The following is a 22,452-nucleotide window of genomic DNA, read 5'->3' on the forward strand; positions in this document are numbered from 1 at the left end:
CCTGATAACTCAAGGAAGGGCTTTATATTTACCGACATAAAGAGCGTTTAGTTACTTATCACGTCCAACAAACGCCACGACGACTTTGTCATTGCCAAGCGAACGAGAGAAAACGTACGCGCCTTCCTGTTCAATAACTCGATGCTGACCTGCGCCAATGGCAGGGTGTGCTTGACGGAACTGACCAAGGGTTTGCCAGTGTTTCAGCAAAGCTTGTTTGTCATCAGATAGCTTCCAAACCATGTCTGAACGTGTGCCTTGGTGGAAATCATCCGCGTAAGGGCCAATGTTACGGCCTACTTCATCGCCATAATAAACCTGAACCGCTCCTGGGCTAAGGAGCAATGCGTTCGCGGCGTTACGTTGCATGCCGTAATCTTTAAAACGTGAGAAGAACAACTCCGTATCGTGAGAAGACATGTAACTGACTGGGTTGAAGTCTTTCTCGTTCGCGATAGTGTCCGCATAGCTTTGGTAAGTGTCTGCCATTTGGCTAAAGCACGCCGCGCCTTTGTCTAGCTTCTTCTGCATATCGAAGTTGATCAACGCGTCAAAACCATCATCGAAATAAGGGCTGCGATACGCGGTGTGTCCCCAGACTTCGCCCATCATCCAGAACGGCTGACCTGACTTACCATTCTCTTTACGCCACTGCTCAAGACTGCTTGAAGCCTCTTCTTTCAAGCGTTTCCACACATCGCCTTCAACGTGCTTCACCGTATCGACGCGATAACCATCAATGCCGAAGCGTTTCACCCAGTCAGTTTGCCATTCAATCAAGTAATCCGAGACGGTGTAATTGTCACGAGCTTCTACGCGAGTGCCAGGGTTATTCAACAACCATTGCGGCGGCGTGACGGTTTTATTGGATTCAGTGATGAAATCTGGTAAGCCAGCAAGAGACATCGTAATGTCGCTACTGCCCGGAGCTGGGTAACCCGGCAAGCCGGTTCTTACCCAATCGCCGCCCCACCACTTCGCCCAGTTCGGACTCTGATAATCAATATTCTGGTGGTAGCTATGCCAATTTTCGCCTGCTTTTGGTTGCCAGTCGCCCCATTTCTTGGGCAGTTCGGCATTAGGCTTTAACACATCGATACCGTCGAACTGTAGATCTGCCAATGTTGAGTAACCAGAATGGTTGATAACCGCATCCATCAAGACTTTGAGGCCACGCTTGTGCGCCTCTTCCACCAGCGTTTTTAAATCTTCTTCGTTACCGAAGTTCTCATCAATCTTGGTGAAATCGCGCGTCCAGTAGCCATGGTAAGCATAAAACGGGAATGAGCCACTATCACCACCACCGACAAAGCCGTGCACTTGTTCAACGATTGGCGACAACCAAATCGCGTCTGTACCTAGGCTCTTGATGTAATCCAGTTTCTCAATTACACCTTTAAGGTCACCGCCGTGGAACGTGCCAACTTCATCTTTGCCGTCTTTTTTGCGACCATAACTGTTGTCGTTACTTGCGTCTGCGTTGTTGAAACGGTCAACCATCACGAAGTAAATGTTTGCATTTCGGTAATCAAATGGCACCGCTTCTTTGGTTTTCTGCACAGGTTCTAGTAGCACTAGACCGCCAGAGTCTTTACTTGGCGTCAGCGATACTTTCTGCTCTTTCACTTCAACCATTTGACCTGAATAAGCATCGCGTAACTTGATGCCTTCAGGAAAGCTATCTCCCAGAGCGATCGTCACTTCACCGCCTTGGTAGACTTCACATTGTACTTGCGGGATCGGGCGTTTAAATTCGGTTTTTGCTGCTTTTTTCGGCTCTCGCTTAAACAGCAACGTCTTAGCCGCGTCGTCATAAGCGAAGGAATAGTCGCCAGTAAAGCGAACTTTGAGTGGCAGTTCGGTCGGCTTGCCACAATTTAGCGCGATAGGTTTATTGAACTTCACTTTCTGACCATCAGGTGCAACGCAGTCACCTTCAACGCCCGTGATTTTAAGCGTGTATCCGTCTTTGGTTAGAGGCACAACCAAAGGCTGCTCTGCACTTAGTGGGAAGTCACGGCTGTTGGTCGTGGTAGAAATGGTGATGTTAGGCTCGGCGATGGCACTTGCCGACGCAAGCAGTAAAGTAGTGGTAATCAGGTTCAGTTTCATCGTTCAGTCCATTGGCTGCACATGGTAACCATGCACATTTATTAGTTTTATTCACACTAATTGTGCCTAGATAAGAAACTGAACACATCATTCTAACTGCCTACGCCCCAAAGGTTGTGACGCTTCACATTTTATTGATATAGAGGCGTAGTTCTATTTAAGCGTAATGGATTGAGGGAGTTAAAGTTGCACGCTGCCAAGATTGCTCATTTGGTTCATCGCCCATCTTGTGCGGCGAGCAGTGTAATCACTTTGTGGATAGACTTTGATTCGATATGGATTTGGCAACACCACGGCTAAACGCGCTGCTTGCCACTTCGAGAGTTGCTTTGCACTGACACCAAAATAATTCTGCGCCGCCGCTTCAGCGCCGTAAATACCGGGACCAAATTCAACCACATTTAGATACACTTCGAGAATGCGCTCTTTGCTCCACATCAGCTCCATCAGCAAGGCAAAGTAAAGCTCATAAGCCTTGCGAACGTAGGAGTGAGACGGAAACAAAAACACATTTTTCGCGGCTTGTTGGGTAATGGTGCTCGCGCCTCTCGACGGACCATTATCACCAGCCTCGGAAATCACGTCGAATAACGACTCGAAATCGACACCATAATGATGAGGGAATTTTTGGTCTTCGGTCGCAATCACCGCTAACTGCATATTTTTTGAAATACGCGACAAGGATACCCATTCGTGTTGGCTGCTGTCTGGATAGTTCTTTGGTGGGGCAACAATGCGGCTTAACTTCCATCCCCATATTGGTGGATCGACATATTTCACCACACCAACCAAAACGATTGGGGCAATCAGTAATATCAACACCATTTTAAATAGAAATGACTTAAGCCTTTTCAACATGAGTGGTTCCCCAATGCATTAGCGATTGATGATAAACAAACCAGCGAGCTTGCCTGATTCAATCAGGAACAACAAGTTTTTGAGGTAAAAAATAGGTCAAAAAAAGCCCGATTTACATTGTAAAACGGGCTTAGAATTTGATTAGACTGAATTATTTATTCAGCTTGTAGAACACGGTTGAAAGTGGTGGTAAACGAAGCTCAAGTGATTGAGGCTGTGATTCACTTTCGACTTTTTCCGTTTTCACACTGGTCAGCACTTTAAAATCGCTGCCGCCGTATTTGCTGTCGTCCGTGTTCAGCAGCAGTTCGTATTGACCTGCATTTGGAACGCCTAAACGGAAACGCTCGTGTGGTACGGGCGTAAAGTTAGTGATGATGAGAATACGCTCACCTTCTTTACTGATACGCTCGTGCGCTAGGATACTCGCATCCGCTTCGTCTTGTAGACGCCACTCAAAACCCGCAGGGACACAATCTTGATCGTGCATCGCCGCTTCATTTCGGTACAAGTGGTTCAAATCGCGCATCAGCTTTTGCACGCCTTGATGACGCTCATATTCCAGCAAGAACCATTGCAACTGATCATCGTGGTTCCACTCCGCCGTTTGGCCGATTTCCGCGCCCATGAAGTTCAGCTTTTTGCCCGGTTGACCATACATGTAACCGTAGTATGCACGTAGGTTTGCGGTTTGCTGCCATTCATCACCCGGCATCTTGTTATGGATAGAGCCTTTGCCGTACACCACCTCATCGTGAGAGAGAGACAAGACGTAGTTCTCGCTGTGCGCATAAACCAGCGGGAATGTGATGGTATTGTGGTGGTATTTGCGGTGAACAGGATCTTCTTTGATGTATGAAAGACTGTCGTGCATCCACCCCATATTCCACTTGAAGCCAAAACCTAGCCCCCCCATAAAGGTTGGCGCAGACACCCCCGGAAACGCCGTTGACTCTTCCGCAATCGTCATCGCATTCGGGAAGTGCTTGTACACTTCTTCGTTCATCCATTTTAAAGTTGCGATTGCGTCGTAGTTTTCGTTGCCACCGTCGACGTTTGGTACCCACTGATCGTGACTACGTGAATAATCGAGATAGAGCATCGATGCGACTGCGTCCACGCGAATGCCATCAATATGGAATTGTTCAAACCAGTACAGCGCATTCGATACAAGGAAGCGACGCACATGTTCACGACCGAGATCGTAGATGTATGAGTTCCAATCTTGGTGCCAACCGCGACGTGGGTCCGGGTCGTGGAACAACGGTGTGCCGTCAAAGTTTGCTAAACCGTGGTCATCCGATGGGAAATGCGCCGGAACCCAATCCAACACCACACCGATACCAGCTTGGTGACACGCATCCACGAAGAATTTGAAATCATCCGGAGAGCCGTAACGGCTAGTTGGCGCAAATAAGCCAACGGGTTGATAGCCCCATGAACCATAGAATGGATGCTCAGACACAGGCATCAGCTCAACGTGGGTGTAGCCCATATCCACAAGGTATGGCACCAACTGCTCCGCGAGTTCGCGGTAGTTGAGGAAATCACCTTTCTCGTCGCGCTTCCATGATCCAGCATGCAGCTCATAAAACGATAACGCTTCATCACGCTTTTGTGTCACTGCGCGGTTTTGCCATTTCGCATCTTGCCATTGGTAACGCTTGTGATCGTAAGTAATGGATGCGAACGATGGGTATTGCTCAGAGTAGAAACCCCAAGGGTCTTGTTTGTGTGGCAGCCCTTCCCCATTTGGCCCTTTGAGCTCAAATTTGTACTGAACGCCTTCTTCTAAGCCAGGAATGAACAAACCCCAAATGCCATAATCTAAACGTTGCATTGGGTGACGACGACCATCCCATTGGTTAAAGCAACCCACAAGGCTAACAGCCGATGCATGCGGAGCGTAGACAAGGAAACGAACACCGGAAATGTTTTCACCGCCACGTTCTAGCGTGACAAAGTGCGCGCCCATGTAGTGATACATGTCTTTTGGCGTATGCAGATGCTCGTACTCTTGGTAGATATTGTGGTACTGGTACGGGTCATCAATAATTTGTTCAACACCATTCCAATCTACCGCTAAACGGTAGTGGGTCAGGTGTAAACCGCGTTGCTCTTTTAAGATAAAACCGCTGTCGCCATCGCGTTCAAGCGCCACGCGAGGTTCACCATTAACAAGCAGTTCAACCTTGTTTGCGCCCGGCATCCACACTCGCAGCGAACCTTCGCCGTCATCAATGAATGGGCCCAACGCCGCAAATGGATCTGAGTAAGCCGCCTCAGCAAGCAGTTCGTACGCGCGTTCGTGTTTTTTCTTTATTTTCTTTGTTTTGGTGATTTTCAAATCTTTCTCCCTAGAGCCAATATTCGTTTGAATCGAATGTTGGTTTCTCCACAGCCAACGTTGTGAACTCACAAAAGACTCCGCTTCTCACGTTCGTCGCGTAAACGGCGTCAAAATACAAAAATGCCCGCTATTGTCGCGGGCATAATAACGGTACTTCATCCTAACGGATTGTGTGGGTTGAATGAGTGACCTAGACGGAACTTTCGTACCTCTGAGCTAACAAAATTAGTAATCCGCTCATTCATCTACGTCACTCTACGCATCTTATTTGCTCGCCTGTGCGCGAACTTCTGTGAGGCGTTTAGAAATGCGATTCACGTCTTCACGACTGAAGATTTCATCTAGGTTCATTGACAGCTTACGACGCCAGTTTGGATACTCATCAACTGTACCTGGAATGTTGACCGGTTGATCCATTTCCAGCCAGTCTTCAAGCTGAACGCTAAGCAGTGCAGAGTCACCCGCAGCTACATGCAATTGAAGCGCTTCGCTTAGGTATGAATCCATTGGTACGAACTGCGCATCATGGCCAATGCCTTCTGGCAAGTAACCGTGCCAACGAACGCTGTCTAGGATGCCTTGTTTGCACTTCAAGCGGTCAGCGAATAAGCCTTCCAACTGTTTTTCATCTGGGTACAGACCAATCTCACGACCCATTTTCAAGTCATCACAGTGCCAGAAACCACGTAGGGTTGGCATGTCGTGCGTACACAATGCCGCCATAGACTGCTCTGCGTAATGCTTCGGAGAAATAAAGCCGCCGTCCTCTTTTGAGGTTTCGAAGAAGAAGACTTTGTACGAATGCACGCCTGCATCACGTAGGATATCAACGATTTCATCTGGCACAGTACCTAAGTCTTCACCAATCACAGAGCACTGATGACGGTGCGACTCAAGCGCTAGGATTGCGAGCATGTCTTCCACCGGGTAGTACAAGTACGCGCCTTCTGTCGCTTTTTCGCCTTTTGGAATCCACCATAGACGCAATAGGCCAAGTACGTGGTCGATACGCAGTGCACCACAATGTTTCATGTTGGCACGTAGCAACTTGATGTACGCATCGTAGCCTGTCGCTTCCAACACTTGAGGGTTAAGCGGTGGCAGACCCCAGTTTTGACCTAGAGGGCCAAGAATATCTGGTGGCGCACCGATGCTTGCATCCAGCACTAGGTTGCCTTCATCCGCCCATGTTTCACTGCCAGAATCTGCAACACCAACCGCAAGGTCGCGGTACAGACCCACAGCCATGCCTTTTTCTTCAGCTAGGGCTTGCGCTTCTTTGATTTGATCGTCTGCGATCCATTGTAGGTACATGTACAAGTGAACGCGATCTTGGTTGTCTTTGATGTATTTCTGAGTGCCAGCCGCGTCGAATGTGCGGTATTTCTCAGGGAATACAGGCCAACCCCAAACGCCAGAATCTTCAGCGTGCAAATCTGCGTGAAGCGCATCAAATGCCGCTTGGTGCAATAAACTTTCGCCGCCCTTCTCTACGAAATCTAAGAATGCGCGAGCGCGGTCCGTGTTTTTATCGAGATGACGAGCCTTGAACTCACTAAATAGCAGCGGCAATACGCTCATTTTTAGTTGAGAAACTTCGGTGTAGTTCACCCAATGTGAGTCACGCGCTTTTTGTAGACGTTGTTGGAACTCTGCGCTGCCCACTCGCTGTTGTGCTTCTGCACTTAGCGCAAACTCAGGTACAGAGCTTACGTCGATGTACATGATGTTCAGCCAGCGACGAGAAGACGGGCTGTATGGGCTCGCGCCTTCTGGGTTTGCTGGGAAAAGTGAGTGAATTGGGTTCAAGCCAATGAAGTCACCACCACGAGAGGCAATGTCACTCACCAACTGTTTTAAGTCGCCAAAATCACCGATGCCCCAGTTATGCTGAGTGCGTAGTGTGTAAAGCTGAATGCTTGGACCCCACAGTTTTTTGTGTTGGTTTAGGTCTTCTTGTTTGAAACACGCTTTCGGTGTGATGATCAATGACATCTCGTAAGGCGTTTTACGACGCTTACGACTGATGATCAGTTTGTGGTAACCCCATGCCAAGTTCTTTGGCAATGCAAACACTAGAGGGCCACCCTCAGCACGCTCATCACGAACAATTTGAGACTGAAGATAGCCTTCAAGTACCTCTCCTTGTTCTGTTTCTAAACGCCAGCTGAATTCACTCTCACGAGCACTCGTACCTAGGTTTAGTTCCACTTCGACTGGTTCGCCGTCGCGTAAAACAAGAACAGGGGCTAGTACGTCTTTCTTATGTTTCTTTTCAGCAGAAGCCAATAGTTTTTCATCGCTGCTAGTATCGTAGCCTAGTGAAGTGAGCAAGCGGCGTAGAGTCTCGTCAGAAACTTTTGCCTCGTCTCCCCACGCGCTGACGTAGCTATCAGCCAATCTCGCCATTTCCGCGACTTTCTTTAATGCTGTTTGTTCTTTCATCGCTTTCTCCGAAGGTAATACCAACACCTTCCATGTAGGGTTTTATTGTTATCAATAACGTAAGTTTGCAAATGACCAAAGGTAGCGCTTGGCTACCTTGGTCTTAACTCTGTTCTATTAACGGTGAACCGCTTCTAGTTTCCAGATATTGTTCACGTAGTCGCGAATTGAGCGGTCTGAGGTGAACTTACCAACAAGGGCGGTATTAAGAATGGCTTTCTTCGCCCAGCCAGCTTGGTCTTTATATTGTTTGCCCATCTCTTCGTGCGCTTTCACATACGATGCGAAGTCCGCAAGACATAGGTATGGGTCACCGCCATCCAGTAGGCTATCGTACGTTGCACGTAGTAAGCCCGGTTGACCTGGAGTGAATTCTTCACCCAGTAGTAGGTCCATGGACGCTTTGAGTAGGTGATCCGCGTTGTAGTAGTCAAATGGGTTATAACCTTGAGCTTTCAGTGCTTTCACACCTTCAACGTCTAGACCGAAGATGTAGATGTTTTCATCGCCCACTTCTTCACGAATTTCAACGTTCGCACCATCCATCGTACCGATAGTTAGGGCACCGTTTAGCGCCATCTTCATGTTACCCGTACCTGATGCTTCTTTACCCGCTAACGAGATTTGTTGAGAAACGTCAGCCGCAGGGATGATGATTTCAGCCATGCTCACGCGGTAGTCAGGAATGAATACCACTTTCAGCTTATTACCGATGCGAGGGTCGTTGTTCACCTTGTCTGCAATCTTGTTGATTGCGAAGATGATTTCTTTCGCTAGGTGGTAACCCGGTGCGGCTTTCGCTGCGAAGAACACTACGCGTGGCGTGCACTCAAAACCTGGTTCGTTAAGAATACGGTGGTACAAAGACAGTACGTGTAGCAAATCTAGGTGCTGACGTTTGTACTCGTGCAGACGCTTGATTTGAACATCGAAGATAGCATTAGTATCGAGCTCGATACCCATGTGCTCTTTCACCCAGTTTGCTAGGCGCTCTTTGTTCTCTTTCTTCACTGCCATGAATTCTTTTTGGAATGTCGCGTCAGTCGCGTACTTAGCAATGCCTTCTAGCTGCTCAAGTTTCGCTGGCCATTCTGCGCCGACTTTCTCAGTGATAAGCTGAGACAGACCTGGGTTACAGAATTTCAACCAACGACGTGGCGTGATGCCGTTTGTTACGTTGTGTAGACGTGTCGGGTACATTTCATGGAACTCTGGGAATAGGTCTTTCTTAACCAATTCAGAGTGAAGTGCTGCTACACCGTTTACTGCGTAAGAGCCGATTACACATAGGTTTGCCATGCGAACCATACGGTGGAAACCTTCTTCGATGATAGAAAGCTTCTGTTGTTTCGCGACATCACCCGGCCACATTGCACGTACGTCTTGTAGGAAGCGGTGGTTGATCTCGTAAATGATCTCCATGTGACGTGGTAGTAGGTGCTGGATTAGCGACTCTGGCCATGTCTCTAGTGCTTCAGGAAGTAGCGTATGGTTGGTATACGCGAATGTCTTAGAGCTGATTTCCCAAGCCGCTTCCCAAGTTAGACCTCTTTCGTCCATCAGGATGCGCATTAGTTCAGGAATCGCAATCGTTGGGTGCGTATCGTTAAGCTGGATAGTCTCTTGCTTAGGTAGATCCGCTAGCGAGTAGCCTGCTGCTTCGTGGCGACGTAGGATGTCGCGTACAGACGCTGCTGAGTGGAAGTACTGTTGCATCAGACGCAGTGTTTTACCTTTCTCGTGGTTGTCGTTCGGGTAAAGCACTTTAGTGATGTTACCTGCGTCGATCAGTGCGTGTTGCGCTTCGAAGTAATCACCGTTGTTAAAGCTTGCTAGTGAGAATGGTGCAATCGCCTGACATTCCCAAAGACGTAGCGGGTAAACTGTATCTGATTCGTAACCTACGATAGGCAGATCCCAAGGCATTGCTTTTACAGACATGCCAGGAACCCATTTGCGAACTTCTTTACCGTCTACATTAACAACTTCAACGTGACCGTAAAAACCGATTTCTTGCGCCAGCTCAGGACGAGCAACTTCCCAAGGGTAGCCTTCCACACCACGCCATGCGTCTGGTGCTTCTTGTTGGCGACCGTCTTTGAACGACTGTTTAAACAGGCCGTATTCGTAGTGAAGGCCGTAGCCCACAGTTGGGAACTCTTGAGCAGCACATGAATCCATGAAACATGCTGCCAGACGACCAAGACCACCGTTACCAAGTGACGGATCGCGCTCTTCTTCTAGAAGGTCAGTTAGGTTATGTCCTAATTCAGCCATCGCTTCTGTTACTTGTTCGTACAGACCCATGCTGATTAAGTTGTTGCCCGTTAAACGGCCAATAAGGAATTCTAGTGAAAGGTAGTTAACGCTCTTCGCTTGTTGGATGCGAGGATCGGTTTCAGTAGCAAGCAAATCAAAAGTAGTGAACTCAGCCAGTGCGCGACCCATTGCTAGGTACCATGCGCGGCTGTCTGCATTTTCAACCGTGTGAGCGTAAGTTACTGAAAGGTGTTTCTTAACGCTGTCTTGGAAGGACTTCTTGTCAAATTGTTTCTGTTGAGTAGGTTTCATTACGAAATTCTCACGTCTTTTAGTAATTCATCTGCCATACATCGTGCATTTACCTCTGTGAATAAACATCCTCCTAATTCTCCTCCTTTGCAGGAGGAGGGGTGAGGGCGTAGAGGGGGGACCATAAGGAAGTTAGTGATCCAAATCTCAACACGACGTCCTTGGCTCCTATTCTTAGTGATTTTGATCACAACCAAATATGAGAAAGGTTAAAGATTGTTCATGACGCTTTTTATTGCCCTTTTCACCTATCATACAAAAAGTGTCTTACCGATCACATTAGCTTCGTTAACATCGAGAAATTTTTCGCAAGAGATGTGCAACACAATCTTAATAGCACCAACACCAAAGACATTTAAGTGACAAAAATCACAAAACAAGGGCGTAGTTGATGCCAAATCCATCAACTCTTGAGAATTAGGAAGTGGATCAAAGTAACGAGCATTTCTGATGTCGTACCATCCCTCTCGGCTTACAAGATTGAGCATTTTTTATACAAGCTAGAATTATGCGGTGTGAGTTATTTCTAGTTTTGCTAGCTTTTATACCTAAGTGACCTCGGGAGATGGCATTTTGTGTGGATATTGCCAAACCCAAAACAGGGTAGCGCAAAGTGAAAATCACGCTTAATTGCCGAAACATTGATGGTTGTTTAACGGTGTCGCTGGACGAGAGGAAGACTTCGAGAGGGTCTCTTGTTAAAAACAGTGCGTTGAAGTCACTTGGGTATCATAAATAAGGACATAATTACTAATGTGGATTCCATCTAAACTTACTCGTCCCGGCCGACTACACAATGCCATTGTGCGCCCACGAGTGTTGGACTTACTACAACAAGCGCCTTACTACAAATTGGTTTTGTTCCGTTCTCCAGCAGGTTACGGAAAAACAACGATGGCCGCTCAGTGGCTATCCGATAAGCCAAACGTCGGTTGGTACAGCATTGACGACAGTGACAATGATGGCTTTCGTTTCGTCAACTATTTACTCCAAGCGCTGAACAAAGCGACAAATTTCAGCTGCTCGAATGCGCAAAAGCTGGCCGAAAAGCGCCAGATTTCCTCTTTACGTTCCCTGTTCAGCGAAGTATTTGCCGAAATGGCAGATTTTCATCAAGAGTGCTACGTGGTACTCGACGACTACCATTTGATCACCAACGATGAAATTCATGAATCCATGCGTTTCTTCCTCAAGCACATGCCAGACAACTTAACGGTTGTCGTCACCAGCCGTGCAGCGCCGCCACTGGGCACGGCAAACTTGCGTGTGCGCGATTTAATGATCGAAATCGGCAACGAAATGTTGGCGTTTGATACTGAAGAAACCACCCGCTTCTTTAACCAACGCATTGCCGATGGCATTGATGAAGACATGGCGAACAGCCTAAGAACCTACGTGGAAGGTTGGCCATCTGCGATGCAGTTGATCGCGCTGCAAGCCCAACATCAAAACCGCACATTGGCGCAAACCGTCGAGTCGGTATCGCAGTTCAATCACGCGCATTTGTGGGATTACCTAGTCGAAGAAGTATTCGACCTGCTCGATCACGAAACTCGTCACTTCTTGATGCAAGTGTCTGTGCTGGATCACTTTAACGATGAGTTGGTATTTGCCCTCACTCAACGCGAAGACGCGCTGGGTCTAATTGAATCGCTTAACCGTTACGGCTTGTTCATTTATCCACTTGAAGGCGAGCATAACTGGTTCCGCTTCCACAACTTGTTTGGCGAGTTCTTGTCTCACGAGCGTCAAGCACGTATTCCTCAACAAGAAAAAGATCTTCACCGCAATGCGGCGGTCGCTTGGTTGCAACAAAAATCGCCACACCAAGCCATTCATCACGCACAAAAGTCCAACGATAAAGACTTAGTCGTTGAGATTTTGAATGAATTCGGTTGGAAGATGTTCAACCAAGGTGAGTTAAGCACACTCGAGCATGCCATCAATAAGCTGGATGCAGAGCTGCTGTTTAGCCACCCTAAATTGACGATGTTACGTGCATGGTTAGCGCAGAGCCAACACCGATACAATCAAGTTGGCCAATTGCTTGAAGAAGCCGAAGAAGAGCATAAAAAGCGCAACATCGAGCTAGATATCCATTACCAAGGCCAAGCTAACGCGCTGCTAGCTCAGGTCGCGATTAACAGCAACCAACCCGAGAAAGCGCTTGAACTTGCGGAGCTGGCTCTCAGCCAACTAGACAACACCATTTACCGTAGCCGAATTGTCGCGACCTCAGTCGTAGGCGAAGTGAACCACGTGCTGGGTAAACTCGACCGCGCGTTGCCGATGATGCAGCAAACCGAAAAATTGGCGCGCCAGTATCAGGTTTACCATCAAGCACTGTGGGCGATTTTACAACAAAGCGAAATATTGATTGCTCAAGGTTACGTGCAAGCGGCCTTTGAGCTGCAAGATTCGGGCTTCCGTCTGATTGAAGATCAGCAATTACAGCACGTTCCTCTGCACGAGTTTTTATTGCGTATCCGCGCGCAAGTCTTATGGTGCTGGAACCGCCTAGATGAAGCCGAAGAGTGTGCGTACCGAGGCCTACAAATTCTCGAAAACCATTCGCCGAGTAAGCACTTACATAGCTACTCAATGTTGGCACGCATTGCGATTGGCCGTGGCGAGCTAGACAAAGCCGGTAAATTCATCGAGCACATTCAACATTTAATGAAGCAGTCTACGTACCACGTAGATTGGACCGCCAACGCCTCTTTATCGTTGATCTTATTCTGGCAAGCGCGTGGCAATACAGAAGCCATGCAAGAATGGTTGAACACGGCGGTTCGTTCAGAATCGGCATGTAACCACTTCTTACAACTGCAATGGCGCAATATAGTGCGTGCACACATCAATTTGGGTCAGTATGAGGAAGCACGCCAAGCGCTAAACTTCCTGCAAAGTGAAGCGCGCCGTACCAACCTCATTACCGATACCAATCGCAACCTCGTTGTTGAAGCAGTCTTGGCCGCACGCCAAAAAGACGAAGAGCAAGCCAAAGCGCTGCTAAAAGAAGCGCTAGTAATGACGAACCAAACAGGTATGGTCGGAAACTTCCTGATTGATGGCGCTACGATTGGTGGCCTGCTAGAGAAACTCAGCCTGCGTCATGAGCTGGGCGATCTAGAACGTCACCGCGCTCAACAACTAATGAAAGACATTTCATCGAATCAGCGCAGCCGCTCGATCCACTTTGATGAAGACTTTATTGAAAAGTTGGTAAATCACCCGAATGTGCCGGAGCTTGTACGCACGAGCCCGTTAACACAGCGCGAATGGCAGGTTCTAGGTTTGATTTATTCTGGCTTTAGTAACGAGCAAATCGCACAAGAATTGGATGTGGCAGGTACGACAATCAAAACCCACATTCGCAACTTGTATCAAAAGCTCAACATCGCGAATCGTAAAGAAGCCATTGTAACTGCGGAGAATTTACTGCAATTGATGGGTTACTAAATCAAATAACCTTAGTAAAACAATGGGCTTTTAATTGAAAACAAAAATGGGTTGGCGTTATGCGTCAGCCCTTTTTTTATAAGCCGCCAGTGAGGGAAGTGCAATTTGCAAAGCACGTAAGTAACGTTGTTCATATACGACAGGCAAAAAAATAGCCAACCGCAATAATCGCGATTGGCTCATATTTATTGTGAACAATCTATATTCACTAACAACGTCAGTTGGCTAGGTGACCCTCGGCTTAAGAAGGGTCGAGAAGTATTATGCATTAATCATGCCAATTTTCAAAGCTTTATTTTTGGGCACAAGATCTCATATAAACTGATATTGCCTATATAAATTTTTGCAAAAAACAAAACCCAATTGCATTATGCAATTTCAAAATGCAATTTAGGTGATTTGTTAACAATTGAGTTAGTCAAAATGTAAATGAAAATAAAATGTTAACGAGTTGAAAGTTCGCTGTTCTCGCCTTTTCCTGGGATTGATTCATAAGCAACCACTCAAATATTAACTACGACACTATTTCATACTTTTTTCGCAACAATCTTTGTATACTCTGTGCCAACTACATGACTTAGCACTAAAGAAATGAACTATCTAATTACTTTCTTCAAAGGAATAGCCATGGGTGCAGCCGACGTTGTCCCTGGCGTGTCGGGCGGTACTATCGCATTCATAACTGGCATTTACGATACACTGCTTGAAAGCATTCGTCGTATTAACCCGTCTCTTTTCTCTATCTGGCGAAAAGACGGTTTTAAAGCCGCATTCAATCATATTAACGGCTTTTTCCTTATTGCTCTGTTTGCTGGCATCTTGTCGAGCATTGCAACCTTAGCGAAGTTGATCACATGGCTGCTAGACACTCATCCGATCCCTATTTGGTCGTTCTTCTTCGGCCTCATTTTGGTCTCTGTGTATCACATCCTCCGTCAGGTAGAGAAACGCGATGCGATTCGTTTCGTGACTCTTCTACTGGGCGTCGGCTTTGCGTATAGCATTACGGTGCTGAAACCACTGCATCTTGAACCTACCGCTATTAATACGCTGATTGCAGGTGCGATCGCGATTTGTGCGATGATCCTCCCTGGTATCTCAGGCAGCTTCATCCTGCTACTGATCGGTATGTATACTCCGGTACTTGCGGCCGTAAAAGGCTTCCAAGTGGATACGTTGGCGCTATTTTTATCGGGCTGCGTGATTGGCCTACTTTCTTTCTCTCATCTGCTCTCGTGGTTACTGCGCAAGTTCCGCGACTTCACGCTGATGTTCTTAACTGGTTTGATGATCGGTACACTACCTAAAATCTGGCCTTGGAAAGAAACCCTAACATGGCGTACGAACTCGAAAGGCGAACAAGTACCGTTACTACAACACAACTTGTCTCCATTTGAATTCGAACACATTACCTCTCAACCATCGCAGTTAGTGATTGCAGTCGTAATGATGCTGGTTGCTATCGCGTTAGTTTTAGGTCTCGAAAAGTTCGCAGACTCTGACAAATAAACCGCGCAGCACATTCATAGAAAACGGAGCCATTGGCTCCGTTTTTGTTTTAGGGTGTAGAAAAAGCCGACAATCCGGTGGTTCGGCACACGCTCTCAACCCAAGTCCGACTCACAATGAGTCGTTAACTCATTCATCTCAAAATCATTTAGGTATAACGCACAAATTGTCGAGGAGACGCCTTGGCGAGTTACACATATGTGCTACGATGCGGTTAATGTTAAGTGATAAATGCTGAACTTTAATGAAAGTGTTAAAAATTGCCGCCATTGCGGTCGCACTCGTTGCGGGATTCTACGCCCCGACGCTGCTCAAGAGTTTCTCTTCTTCCTCGATAGTCAAACCACTTGATGAGTACTGCCTGCTCTCGACAACGGCATGTGTCCAACAAGGTGCCACTATGACACTCAATGTCGATAATGCTCAGCCCCTTATTCCTGCTAAATTCGATGTCGAGTGGAACAAAAGTGACGCAGAGCAATTGGTTCTGAGCCTTTCAGGAAGAGAAATGGAAATGGGCGAGCCGAAGTTTCTCCTCAAGAAAATAGCACCTGGAAAATACTCTGGCGAAGTCGTGTTGCCCGTTTGCACTCAAGAATCGATGACGTGGGTCGGAGAACTGACCGACGGACAGTCCACCATCTATCCCGCCATCAAAATGCAAAGATAAGGAATCATTATGAGCCGCAATTGGTCTCTCTTTCTCGTAGTCGCATTCGTACTGGGTTTCGGTACTAAAACCTATTTAGACAGCCTAGATAAACCCGCAGACGTTTCAAAAACAGCCTCATCAGAACAAAGCGTGTTGTTTGGCGAAAACAATCAACCAGTCAACGTCTTTGATGTGAACGACCCTCGTATTCGTATTGTGTATTTCGGTTTTACTCGTTGCCCTGATGTCTGCCCAACATCGCTCGCGATGCTGGCAGGTGCACTAAATCAAATCAGCGATGAGCAAAAAGCGCAGCTGCGCCCGATGTTTATCTCTCTCGATCCAGAACGTGATGAAGCAGACGCGTCCGCAAAATATGCGCACTACTTCCACCCTATGATTGAAGGTCTATCTGCGCCGTTGGACATCACGACACCACTTGCTCACCGCTACGGCGTTATTTTCCGTAAAACCGAATTAGAAGGCTCGGAGCTGAAGTACACCCTTGACCACAGCTCTTACTTCTACTTCCTCAAACCGGACGGCACGTTGATCACCAAAGTGCCACACACGCTAACGCCTGCGCCGATTGTTGAAGCAATTTCAAAACTCACCACTAAGGAAGGCTCGAATGAAGGCTAATCAACTGTTTAAAACATTGGCTTTGGGGGCATTACTGCTCAGCCCTTTAGCTCAGGCTAAGCTCGATGTCATGGCACACGAACCGTATGCGCGTGCTATGGCTCCGGGTGCAACCACCAGCGCCGTCTTCGCAACCTTTGCCAACCGCAGCCAAGACGACATCAATATCGTTGCCGCAGAAACGCCAGCAGCGGGCAAGGTTGAATTGCACGATGTCATTAAAGACGGCGATGTGATGAAAATGCGCCAAATCGACCGCATCACGCTAGGCGCAAAAGAGACCACCGAGCTAAAACCAGGCAGCTTACACATCATGCTGTTTGATTTGAAAACGCCGCTCAATGAAGGGGATGAAATCGAAGTAACCGTGACTTACGATAACGGCCAAAAGCAGAGCTTTAACGCGCCAGTGAAAAAAGTGATGGCAGGGATGAAACATACAGCCCACTAAAATCGAATTAGGCTCCTCATTAGGAGCCTTTGTTTTATTCGCTCTCTCGCAGCGCAATGGCGATTTTATTTAAAAATGTAAATCTGTGCTTTATGCCCCATACAACACACCTCCCTCTTCGCTATAACTCTATTTCCTTGTTTCCGCATCTAACCCTGTTCCCGAGATAACTTTTTATGTTTCAAGCTCTCAAACGCGTTTTCAGTTTTTTGACTCAAACCAATCCAAATGTCGAGCAAGACGTGGACACCATTATTGCCGCAATTGGTGGCCTCGATAACGTGGTGGAAACCGGGGCGTGTGCAACGCGGCTAAGACTCACGCTGCGCTCTACTGCTGTCGTAGATAAAGAGGCTTTAAAGAAACATGGCGCTCATGGTGTTGTTGTGTTGGATGAACGTCATATCCAAATCATATACGGTTTGAAAGCCAACACGTATTCGCAGATCATGGAAGAACGAATGACAAGCTAGGCGCTCGTAGCAACTCTCCTAGCAAACTAAGCGGTGATTTTGCTACCCACAAATAAAAAGGGCAGCTATACTCTCCTCGTTTCATTAACCAAAGAATGAACTCACCAACGTATCAACTAACAAAGAGGACACATGATGATTGTATTGAATAGCACTAACTGGGCATCGCAAGGGTAAACCTAACCGCACCAACTCTGTGGCATAGCCACAACTCCCCTTCTCTGCCCGGTCTTCACCGGGGTCAACTCTATCCGAATTAGACCCTAATGCGATTTGTATTAAGGCGCTTTGTTGCGTCTGGGATAATTCAACAATGAATCAAACACATACTTTTTGTGACACATTAATTTCTACTTCAAACCCATTAAAACGATTGGGTTGGAAACCATTTTTTCAGCAACAACTGACACTAGACGACTACGACAATACGATCTTTGCACGCGTGATCGCGCATCACCGAAGTGGTTATTTATTGGCAACAGAAGCAGGGCAAGTTCACCTTAATGTCCACCACTCTCTGCCCAATATGACCGTCGGAGACTGGGTGATCTTAAATGAAGATCAGCAATTTGTTCGCTTACTGGATCGCTTGAGCCTCTTTAGCCGCAAAGCGGCGGGCAGCAAAGTGGCAGAGCAACTCATCGCGGCCAATGTCGATACGGTGTTTATCGTCTGCTCACTCAATCACGATTTCAACTTAAGCCGTATTGAACGTTACTTAGCCTTAGTTCACGAAGCTGACGTCGAGCCCGTTATCGTGCTTTCCAAAGCCGATTTGTGCGACGACGTCGATGAACTCAAAAGCCTAGTACAGAAGCTAGACCCTCTGCTAGTCATTGAGACGGTCAACGGCTTAGATGCAGAAAGTACCTCTAAGCTCATGAGCTGGTGTAATGAGGGGCAAACCGTTGCTTTTATCGGTTCATCAGGGGTGGGTAAGTCAACGCTGGTCAACGCGTTACTTGGTCAACAAGAACAATCGACAGGGTATATCCGTGAAGACGACAGCAAAGGACGCCATACAACGACCTCGCGCTCGATTCACCTATTACCTGCGGGCGGGATTTTGATCGATACTCCAGGAATGCGAGAAATCCAACTCGTCGATTGCGAAGCTGGTGTCAGCGAAGCCTTTGCTGACGTTGAAGCGCTTGCCGAGCATTGTCGATTTGGTGACTGTAAACACCAAACCGAGCCAGGTTGTGCCGTTCAAGCGGCCATTGAAAATGGCTCTCTTGAAGTTCGCCGTTTCAACAATTATCAAAAGCTGCTGCGAGAACAAGCCTTTAATGGCGCGACCTTAGCAGAGCAACGAGCTCAGAGCCGACAATTTGGCAAACTCACTCGCAATGTGATGAGTGATAAACGCAAACGTCAGCAAAGTTACTGAGTTGTTAGATTTGAGTTGTCAATAAATTCAAAGGAGACTTTCGTCTCCTTTTTAATAACTTTATTAAAAACCATTACTCATAACCAACGAGATTTTTCAACATAAAAATCTCGTTTAGATAACATTGAGCAAACATTTAATCCAAAAACAAACTAAAACTAGACACAAAATATTACCAAGCTAAGATATGTGATATTCAGCAAGAAAATGGCTGAATTTATAAAAACAGGATAATTGATAATCATGTTCTTAGCGCACAGAAGCAATGCTCATTCCTTGTTCATCAAGGGCATTATCGCCGTGTAATGTTTGGCTATTGCCCTGCCGCTCTGACATAAAATTGCAGGAATGACGTATGCAACACAACAGCCTCGTTGCCCGATATGCTCGCGGTAACCTCGTTCTCCAGATCCTTGTCGGTATTGTCTTTGGTATTTTGCTCGCAACAGTTTCACCAAGCCATGCTGAAAGCGTTGGACTGATTGGTAGCCTTTTTGTAGGCGCTCTTAAAGCCATCGCACCGATCCTAGTGTTTATTTTGGTTGCCGCTTCAATCGCGAACCAAAAGAAAAACCAACACACTTACATGCGCCCAATCGTTGTTTTGTACCTAATGGGTACGTTCTTCGCAGCGCTTGCAGCCGTGGTTCTAAGCTTCCTTTTCCCGACCCATCTAACGCTTGTAACCGGCGCTGAAGGTGCAACGCCTCCTCAAGGTATTGCAGAAATCCTACGTACCTTGCTGTTTAAACTGGTTGATAACCCAGTAAACGCACTTGTAGAAGCGAACTACATCGGTATTCTTGCTTGGGGTGTGGGTCTTGGCCTTGCACTTCACCACGCATCAGCAACAACGAAAGCGGTATTTGAAGACCTAAGCCACAGTGTTTCTCACATTGTTCGCTTCATCATCCGTCTTGCACCATTTGGTATCTTTGGTCTGGTTGCTTCAACTTTCGCGACAACGGGTTTCAGCGCGCTAGCAAGCTACGCTCACCTTCTTGCGGTTCTACTTGGCGCAATGATGATTATCGCGCTAGTAGTAAACCCAGCGATCGTATTCTTCAAAACCAAACAAAACCCGTACCCATTGGTATTCCAATGTCTACGTGAAAGTGGCGTAACAGCATTCTTCACTCGCTCAAGTGCAGCGAACATCCCAGTAAACATGGCGCTATGTGAGAAGTTAGACTTAGACGAAGACACTTACTCAGTATCTATCCCTCTGGGTGCAACCATCAACATGGCTGGTGCAGCAATCACTATTACAACGCTAACGCTGGCTGCAGTGCACACAATGGGTATTGAAGTTGACCTGATGACAGCGCTACTTCTAAGTGTTGTCGCGGCGGTTTCTGCATGTGGCGCTTCTGGTGTTGCGGGCGGTTCTCTACTGCTTATCCCTCTAGCGTGTGGTTTGTTTGGCATCTCAAACGACGTAGCAATGCAGGTGGTAGCGGTTGGTTTCATCATCGGTGTGATTCAAGACTCTGCTGAAACAGCGCTAAACAGTTCAACAGACGTTATCTTTACCGCTGCTGTTTGCCGTTCAGAACAGCAAAAAAGCCAGTAAGATAAACATTGAATAATAGAAAGGGGAGCCTGTTGGCTCCCCTTTTTCGTTGTCGATAATTTATTGTCGACAGAATATGCATTCGGTGTCACTTATTGATCACCAATAAACTTTCTGTCGGTTTTTTCTGAAACACGGGATTTACCCTTAAACTTTCGAGATTCGATGCGTAAAATGCCACCCCATTGTATGAATGGTCGATTTAATTTAAGGGCAAACGAATGAGATGGTTGTCTAGTTTCTCATTGAAAGAGTGGTTGTTCGCTGCTGTTTTACTAAGCGGAATCTCTGCTTATGCACTCCACCATTCGAATCAGCGCACGTCCGACGCCCGCTCTGCTGCCATTCAAGTTTTGTTTGCCGACATGCAGTACTACGTCTCCATTCTCAACGCCAATGCGAAAGCGTTCAACCAAGAGAATGGCGCAAACCAATGTGTCCTGACGGCTGTGGGCTATCAAGAGTTTTACAACGGCTACCCAGAAACGCAAAGCGAATGTGGCGAACACCTTGGCTTTTTCGACAACATGACGATCTCAGACGAAATGAAGCAAGCGAACTTGGTGTTCATTGAAAACAACACTTATTCGATAGTCGGCTACGGCCCTAGTGACTCGCCAGAAGCTTTGATGCAAGGCAAATGCTACGCCTATTACCGGTTGGAAGGCGCAGGAAAAGACGGACACAGTTTTAAAGTCGATACGTCCCAATGTTAGCGATCAAAAAAGGAGCCGCCGGGCTCCTTTTTGTGTTCGAAAATAGCGTTACGCCATTTCTAGTTCCACTTCTTCAATTGGGAAGTGTTTGCTTGGTTCAACAAACTCTTGCTGCGCTGCGATGGTTTGCAGTTCCCATTCGCCTGCATGGTAAGTGGCGCTTAACACCCCGTAACACGCGTCGTGACAATGTTGGAAAGCTTGTTTAGGAGACCAACCTTTCAGCAATCCTGAAGTGAAGATCGCCGAGATAAGGTCACCCACGCCAACAGGTTGTTTAGCAAACTCAAATTGAGGACGCTTCGCAAGGTAAATGCCTTCTTGCGTAGCCAGTAGCATGTTAAAGCTGCCATTTTCTAGGCAGTAAAGATGCTTAACTAGCACAACTTTTGGACCTTTCGCTAGCGCACGTTGGCATGCGGTGATCGCATCGTCTAGTGAGTGGATTTCCATCTCAGCAAATTGACTCAGCTCGAATTGGTTCGGAACGATCACGTCCGCCATTGGCATCAAACGAGTCAGAAGATTTTCAGCAATACCCGGAGCCACAATGCAGCCTTTGTCTGGCGCGCCCATCACAGGGTCGCAAACATAAAGTGCGTTCGGATTCGCTTGTTTCACTTTCGTCACAGTATCTTCAACAGCAAGGCACTGCTCTGCGCTGCCTTGGTAGCCGGTCAACACCGCTTGGCATTTTTCCAATGCACCGATGTTTCCAAGACCACGAACTAACTCGCTGATGTCTTCAGCCGCAAACGCTCGCCCAGTCCAACCTTCTTGATACTGAGTGTGGTTAGAAAATTGAACGGTATGAATCGGCCATACTTCGAAACCCATGCGTTGCATTGGGAAAACGGCACTGCTGTTACCAGCATGACCAAAAGAAACATGAGATTGTATAGAGAGGATACCTTGCATAGTACCTTACCTCTTATTGTTGTTATCGATAGTTCAAAGACAGCGGCAAGCGCCAGTTTTGCGAAACCAGTAGTGTATCCGACAAACCAAGATTCTCTAACTCAATTCTCCTCAATATCTTCAGAGTAAGTTGGAGTGCTGGTTTTCAACACCATTTTCTTAATTTCCATTTTGTCTTTATTCAGTGCGATTTCTAGGGTATCTCCTTCCCTTATCCCGAGCTGAGCCAGGATTGCGCTTGGAATGACTACGGCGGTATCGTCACCGATTTTAACAGGTTGACTTATCATCTTTCGTCCTCCAAATGTCGAAAATGAGTTTTCACGTCAT

General features: G+C 47.1%; 16 protein-coding genes. 9 read left to right on the forward strand and 7 right to left on the reverse strand.

Translation table 11 applies throughout. The features are described 5' to 3' along the window. Positions 1 to 51 precede the first annotated feature (51 nt). The 5 genes from ACF8EG_RS01290 to ACF8EG_RS01310 form a co-directional block, all read right to left on the reverse strand. Positions 52 to 2,112 (reverse strand): alpha-amylase, encoded by a 2,061-nt coding sequence (locus ACF8EG_RS01290; RefSeq protein WP_069505514.1) that lies wholly within the window; start codon positions 2,110 to 2,112, stop codon positions 52 to 54. A gap of 180 nt (positions 2,113 to 2,292) precedes the next feature. Further along, on the reverse strand, positions 2,293 to 2,970 hold the full coding sequence (mtgA, locus tag ACF8EG_RS01295; protein WP_005484665.1) for a monofunctional biosynthetic peptidoglycan transglycosylase: 678 nt from the start codon (positions 2,968 to 2,970) through the stop codon (positions 2,293 to 2,295). A 151-nt stretch (positions 2,971 to 3,121) separates the two neighbouring features. Beyond that, positions 3,122 to 5,317, reverse strand: coding sequence for a 1,4-alpha-glucan branching protein GlgB (gene glgB / locus ACF8EG_RS01300; protein WP_392411035.1), 2,196 nt, complete (start codon positions 5,315 to 5,317; stop codon positions 3,122 to 3,124). Between the two features lie 267 nt (positions 5,318 to 5,584). After that, positions 5,585 to 7,765, reverse strand: coding sequence for a 4-alpha-glucanotransferase (malQ, locus tag ACF8EG_RS01305; RefSeq protein WP_005480181.1), 2,181 nt, complete (start codon positions 7,763 to 7,765; stop codon positions 5,585 to 5,587). Positions 7,766 to 7,882: 117 nt separating this feature from the next. Then, positions 7,883 to 10,336, reverse strand: a complete 2,454-nt coding sequence (locus tag ACF8EG_RS01310) for a glycogen/starch/alpha-glucan phosphorylase (protein ID WP_025500132.1) — start codon at positions 10,334 to 10,336, stop codon at positions 7,883 to 7,885. Positions 10,337 to 11,089: 753 nt separating this feature from the next. Between ACF8EG_RS01310 and malT the strand changes: the two genes are divergently transcribed. The 9 genes from malT to ACF8EG_RS01355 all read left to right on the forward strand — a co-directional run bounded on the left by malT (position 11,090) and on the right by ACF8EG_RS01355 (position 21,204). After that, positions 11,090 to 13,798, forward strand: coding sequence for an HTH-type transcriptional regulator MalT (gene malT / locus ACF8EG_RS01315; protein ID WP_392419342.1), 2,709 nt, complete (start codon positions 11,090 to 11,092; stop codon positions 13,796 to 13,798). 591 nt (positions 13,799 to 14,389) lie between these two features. Further along, positions 14,390 to 15,307, forward strand: a complete 918-nt coding sequence (locus tag ACF8EG_RS01320; protein WP_023584490.1) for a DUF368 domain-containing protein — start codon at positions 14,390 to 14,392, stop codon at positions 15,305 to 15,307. A 244-nt stretch (positions 15,308 to 15,551) separates the two neighbouring features. After that, positions 15,552 to 15,977: a hypothetical protein gene (locus ACF8EG_RS01325; protein WP_069505518.1), complete on the forward strand. Its 426-nt coding sequence runs from the start codon at positions 15,552 to 15,554 to the stop codon at positions 15,975 to 15,977. 9 nt (positions 15,978 to 15,986) lie between these two features. After that, on the forward strand, positions 15,987 to 16,601 hold the full coding sequence (locus ACF8EG_RS01330) for an SCO family protein (RefSeq protein ID WP_015313653.1): 615 nt from the start codon (positions 15,987 to 15,989) through the stop codon (positions 16,599 to 16,601). Further along, a complete protein-coding gene (locus tag ACF8EG_RS01335) occupies positions 16,591 to 17,052 on the forward strand; it encodes a copper chaperone PCu(A)C (RefSeq protein ID WP_025523400.1) in 462 nt (153 codons plus the stop codon). Before ACF8EG_RS01330 ends, ACF8EG_RS01335 begins: the two co-directional genes overlap by 11 nt. 176 nt (positions 17,053 to 17,228) lie before the next feature. Further along, positions 17,229 to 17,525 (forward strand): glucose PTS transporter subunit EIIB, encoded by a 297-nt coding sequence (locus tag ACF8EG_RS01340; protein ID WP_005480175.1) that lies wholly within the window; start codon positions 17,229 to 17,231, stop codon positions 17,523 to 17,525. A gap of 313 nt (positions 17,526 to 17,838) precedes the next feature. Beyond that, positions 17,839 to 18,915 (forward strand): ribosome small subunit-dependent GTPase A, encoded by a 1,077-nt coding sequence (gene rsgA / locus ACF8EG_RS01345; protein ID WP_020838262.1) that lies wholly within the window; start codon positions 17,839 to 17,841, stop codon positions 18,913 to 18,915. 355 nt (positions 18,916 to 19,270) lie between these two features. Then, complete coding sequence (gene sstT / locus ACF8EG_RS01350) at positions 19,271 to 20,488, forward strand: serine/threonine transporter SstT (RefSeq protein WP_005458382.1); 1,218 nt, start codon at positions 19,271 to 19,273, stop codon at positions 20,486 to 20,488. Between the two features lie 221 nt (positions 20,489 to 20,709). Beyond that, positions 20,710 to 21,204 carry a hypothetical protein gene (locus tag ACF8EG_RS01355; RefSeq protein WP_053302374.1) on the forward strand — a complete coding sequence of 165 codons (495 nt, stop codon included), beginning with the start codon at positions 20,710 to 20,712 and terminating at the stop codon, positions 21,202 to 21,204. A 48-nt stretch (positions 21,205 to 21,252) separates the two neighbouring features. Here the strand turns inward: ACF8EG_RS01355 and pdxY are convergent, their stop codons facing one another. Together pdxY and ACF8EG_RS01365 are read right to left on the reverse strand one after the other, a co-directional pair. Beyond that, positions 21,253 to 22,122 (reverse strand): pyridoxal kinase PdxY, encoded by an 870-nt coding sequence (gene pdxY / locus ACF8EG_RS01360; protein WP_005499985.1) that lies wholly within the window; start codon positions 22,120 to 22,122, stop codon positions 21,253 to 21,255. A 101-nt stretch (positions 22,123 to 22,223) separates the two neighbouring features. After that, the gene (locus tag ACF8EG_RS01365) at positions 22,224 to 22,412 is read right to left on the reverse strand and encodes an AbrB/MazE/SpoVT family DNA-binding domain-containing protein (protein WP_005458312.1); all 189 of its coding nucleotides are present in this window, start codon (positions 22,410 to 22,412) and stop codon (positions 22,224 to 22,226) included. Positions 22,413 to 22,452 lie beyond the last annotated feature (40 nt).

Origin of the sequence: Vibrio sp. YQ_11, from assembly GCF_043103065.1 — a bacterium.
Classification (GTDB): domain Bacteria; phylum Pseudomonadota; class Gammaproteobacteria; order Enterobacterales; family Vibrionaceae; genus Vibrio; species Vibrio parahaemolyticus.

What these genes read in the sequence shown, in the direction of transcription:
- ACF8EG_RS01290 (WP_069505514.1), bottom strand. Translation starts at nt 2,112, where the DNA reads ATGAAACTGAACCTGATTACCACTACTTTACTGCTTGCGTCGGCAAGT.
- mtgA (WP_005484665.1), bottom strand. Translation starts at nt 2,970, where the DNA reads ATGTTGAAAAGGCTTAAGTCATTTCTATTTAAAATGGTGTTGATATTA.
- malQ (WP_005480181.1), bottom strand. Translation starts at nt 7,765, where the DNA reads ATGAAAGAACAAACAGCATTAAAGAAAGTCGCGGAAATGGCGAGATTG.
- ACF8EG_RS01310 (WP_025500132.1), bottom strand. Translation starts at nt 10,336, where the DNA reads ATGAAACCTACTCAACAGAAACAATTTGACAAGAAGTCCTTCCAAGAC.
- malT (WP_392419342.1), top strand. Translation starts at nt 11,090, where the DNA reads ATGTGGATTCCATCTAAACTTACTCGTCCCGGCCGACTACACAATGCC.
- ACF8EG_RS01320 (WP_023584490.1), top strand. Translation starts at nt 14,390, where the DNA reads ATGAACTATCTAATTACTTTCTTCAAAGGAATAGCCATGGGTGCAGCC.
- ACF8EG_RS01325 (WP_069505518.1), top strand. Translation starts at nt 15,552, where the DNA reads ATGAAAGTGTTAAAAATTGCCGCCATTGCGGTCGCACTCGTTGCGGGA.
- ACF8EG_RS01330 (WP_015313653.1), top strand. Translation starts at nt 15,987, where the DNA reads ATGAGCCGCAATTGGTCTCTCTTTCTCGTAGTCGCATTCGTACTGGGT.
- ACF8EG_RS01335 (WP_025523400.1), top strand. Translation starts at nt 16,591, where the DNA reads ATGAAGGCTAATCAACTGTTTAAAACATTGGCTTTGGGGGCATTACTG.
- ACF8EG_RS01340 (WP_005480175.1), top strand. Translation starts at nt 17,229, where the DNA reads ATGTTTCAAGCTCTCAAACGCGTTTTCAGTTTTTTGACTCAAACCAAT.
- rsgA (WP_020838262.1), top strand. Translation starts at nt 17,839, where the DNA reads ATGAATCAAACACATACTTTTTGTGACACATTAATTTCTACTTCAAAC.
- sstT (WP_005458382.1), top strand. Translation starts at nt 19,271, where the DNA reads ATGCAACACAACAGCCTCGTTGCCCGATATGCTCGCGGTAACCTCGTT.
- ACF8EG_RS01355 (WP_053302374.1), top strand. Translation starts at nt 20,710, where the DNA reads ATGAGATGGTTGTCTAGTTTCTCATTGAAAGAGTGGTTGTTCGCTGCT.
- pdxY (WP_005499985.1), bottom strand. Translation starts at nt 22,122, where the DNA reads ATGCAAGGTATCCTCTCTATACAATCTCATGTTTCTTTTGGTCATGCT.
- ACF8EG_RS01365 (WP_005458312.1), bottom strand. Translation starts at nt 22,412, where the DNA reads ATGATAAGTCAACCTGTTAAAATCGGTGACGATACCGCCGTAGTCATT.